This window comes from Gemmatimonadota bacterium (genome assembly GCA_016209965.1).
Lineage (GTDB): Bacteria > Gemmatimonadota > Gemmatimonadetes > Longimicrobiales > RSA9 > JACQVE01.
In genome coordinates, this window is the sequence record JACQVE010000037.1 from 1 (window position 1) to 3,223 (window position 3,223).

The following is a 3,223-nucleotide window of genomic DNA, read 5'->3' on the forward strand; positions in this document are numbered from 1 at the left end:
ACGCTGGCTGCGAAGACAACACGGCGCAGCGTGTGGGGGAAGTGCGTCTTGACATCCTGCCCCATAGAAGGAAATTCAAACGCCATTTCGGTACGCTTGTGACGATAGGTTCGTCAGCGGGAGCGAGTCAAGATTCACCTGCTGCGAAGGGGCTATGGCTGTAGGGTGCGAGGCCATGCCGAGTCGGGTCGGCAGGATCGGCATGGCGGTGGGTTCGGAGTGGGCGCGATTCGGATTGACAGGGAGGGAGCGCGGCGGCGCGCAACAGCGCGGCGTGAGCGGGCGCGGCTCCGCCTCAGGCGTCGCGGCTCTGATCGGAGGAGAGCCCGGGAGGCGAGCGGGCTTCCGCAGCCGGCGGGCGAGCAAGCGCGCCCGATGTCGATTTCCGTCGCGCCCGTTCGTAGGTATGCTGAAGACCGCGGACGAGCCGCGGCCGGACCCCAACCCTTCGGAGGGCAACCATGCGCTACCTGATCCTGATCTACGAGAACGAGGCGACGGCCCCGAACGATCCGGCCGAGTTTCAGAGGTGGGCAGACTACACGGAGCGCCTGAAGGCATCCGGGTGCTACCTCGGCGGCGAGGCCCTGCAGCCGAGCTCCACCGCAACGACGGTCCGGGTGAGGGGCGGGAAGACGCTGACCACGGACGGGCCATTCGCGGAGACGAAGGAGCAGCTCGGCGGGTTCTACATGGTCAACTGCAAGGACCTGGACGAGGCCCTGAAGTGGGCGGCCCAGATCCCGAGCGTGGACCGCGGCCCGGTCGAGGTGCGACCGATCATGGAGTTCGGGGAGCCGTAGCCGGCCATGGGTGCGGATGAGGGCGCGCCCGGCTCCGGGGACGTGCGTCCGGAGTCAGGCGTGCCCGGTGCCGAGGCGCGCGAGACGCTGGAGGCCGTTTTCCGGCGGGAGCGCTCGCAGATCCTCGGCGTCCTCATCCGCCTGACCGGCGACTTCTCGCTGGCCGAAGATGCGCTCCAGGAGGCGTTCGCGGAGGCGCTCTCCCGGTGGCCGGCGGATGGTGTGCCGCCGCGTCCGGCGGGCTGGATCACGACGACTGCGCGTCGCCGGGCGATCGATACGGTGCGTCGCGCCCGGACCTACCGCCGCCGTCGCGAGGCGCTCGAGCGACTCGTCGCCGCCGAAGGCCTCGCGTTGGAGGTGCCGGTTGCCGTGCCGGGTGAAGACGGGTCGCCGCATGACGACCGGCTCCGGCTCCTCTTCACCTGTTGTCACCCCTCCTTGTCACTGGAGTCGAAGGTCGCGCTCACGCTGCGCATGGTCGGTGGGCTCACGACGCGTGAGATCGCGCGCGCATTCCTGACGACCGAGCCGACGACGGCGCAGCGCCTCGTCCGGGCGAAGCACAAGATCCGCGCGGCCGAGATCCCGTTCCGTGTTCCCGCGGCGACCGACCTGCCCGACAGGCTCGAGGCGGTGCTCGCAGTAATCTATCTGGTCTTCAACGAAGGCTACACTTCTACGGGCGGCGCCGGCCTCATTAGGGACGACCTGTGCGCGGAAGCGATCCGCCTTGGCAGACTCCTCGATGCCCTGCTCCCGGCGCAGCCCGAGGCAGAGGGGCTGCTCGCGCTGATGCTGCTGCACGCCGCGCGACGGAGCGCGCGGACTGGACCGGATGGCGAGCTGATCACGCTCGAGCGGCAGGACCGCGGCCTTTGGGACCGCGCCCTGATCGACGAGGGCACGACCAGCCTCGAAAAGGCGCTGCGCCGTGGGCGCGTGGGGGCATACCAGCTCCAGGCCGCCATAGCGGCGCTACACGCCGAGGCGGAGACGCCCGAGCGCACCGATTGGCCCCATATCGCCGCGCTTTACGACCTTCTACTCCGGGTCCAGCCGACGCCCGTGGTCGAGCTGAACCGCGCCGTCGCGATCGGCATGGCGGCCGGACCGGCAGCGGGACTCACGCTCATTGACGACCTCGATGCGCGTGGTGAGCTGCGCGGCTACCACCTGCTGCCCGCCGCGCGCGCCGAGCTGCTCGTCCGGCATGGCGCTCTTGCCGAGGCCGAGCGAAGCTACCGGCGCGCCATCGACGAGTGCACCAGCCCGGCGGAGCGCGCGCACCTGGCCCGGCGCCTGTCAGAGCTGGCGCGTAGCTGAGCCTCGCGCGCAGGCCGCAAGACCCATGGCCAGATCGGCCCGGCTGAAACTTTGAAACCAGGTCCGAAAACCAGGTCTGACGGGCCACGCCAGTAATGGCTGCGAGGGGTCAGGAATTTGGCCAGGACCAGCGAACGCCCAGGCGGTGGACGGCGCCGAAGAAGTCCAGGTTCTGGTAGGTGTAGTCGAGGGCGAGCCGGCCGAGGGCGAGGCCGGCGCCGAGGCGCAGCGCGCCCAGCCCGCTGTCGCCGCCGCCCCAGCCGTCGTAGCCGATGCGTGCTACCGCGCCCAGCCGGCCGGTCTGGCCGCGCAGCCAGCCGGCCTCGACACCGGCCAAAACGGTCGCGCCTCCCTCGCGCAGCTGGCTGACCAGGTCGGCCATGGCCAGTAAGCCCAGCCCGCCCTCGGCGGCCAGCTCGAAGGCGGCGCCCAGCCGCAGCTCGGTGGGAAGCGGTGCGTCCTCGGCGCCATCGCCGGAAAGGCTGCCGCCCAGGTTACGCAGCGCGGCGCCCAGGGTAACGTAGGGGAGCTCGAGTTGCACGCCGGCATCGGCCAGCGGCGCGGAGCGGGACAGGCCGGCCAGGTCCGTGGTGGCCAGGCCCAGGCCCGCGCCCACGCGCAGCCTGCCACGGGCCAGTGGCAGGGCGGCGGCCAGGCGCACCGCGGTCTCGCGTGCGCTGGCCGTCTCCCCCGTTTTCCTGCCGCGCTGCCCGCCCAGGTCGGGGTCCGGCTCGACGACCTCGATGTCACCGGCATCCAGGAAGCTCACGCCGAGGCCCAGGGCAAAGTCCCCGACGCGCAGGGCGCCGGCCGCAGAACCCAGGCTGATCCCGGCGACATGGCGCTGGTAGGCGGCACTGAAGCCGCCGCTGAGCGTGAGGAGCCCCGCCGGATTGTAGAACACGAGGTCCGCGTCGCCGGCACCGGCGGCGTACGCGCCCGAGAAGCCCGCGGCGCGGCTGCCCGCCGGGAGCTGCAGCACCTGTGCGCCGCTCGTGCCCGGGCCGTCCTGGGCGGCGGCCCCGCCGGGCGCGGCAAGGGTGGCGGCGAATGCGGCGGCGGCCAGGGCCGCTGTGCAGGGCCGGCGTTGCCAG

The 3,223-nt window shown here is 71.8% G+C and carries 3 protein-coding genes; 2 read left to right on the forward strand and 1 reads right to left on the reverse strand.

Annotation, left to right across the window (positions count from 1 at the left end):
* Positions 1-461: 461 nt before the first annotated feature.
* Entirely contained in the window at positions 462-803 is a 342-nt protein-coding gene (locus HY703_01700; GenBank protein ID MBI4543893.1) for a YciI family protein, read from the forward strand.
* 6 nt (positions 804-809) lie between these two features.
* Entirely contained in the window at positions 810-2,129 is a 1,320-nt protein-coding gene (locus HY703_01705) for an RNA polymerase sigma factor (protein ID MBI4543894.1), read from the forward strand.
* A gap of 109 nt (positions 2,130-2,238) precedes the next feature.
* Here the strand turns inward: HY703_01705 and HY703_01710 are convergent.
* Positions 2,239-3,223, reverse strand: a 985-nt coding sequence (locus HY703_01710; protein MBI4543895.1) for a hypothetical protein, incomplete at its 5' end; no start/stop codon positions are given.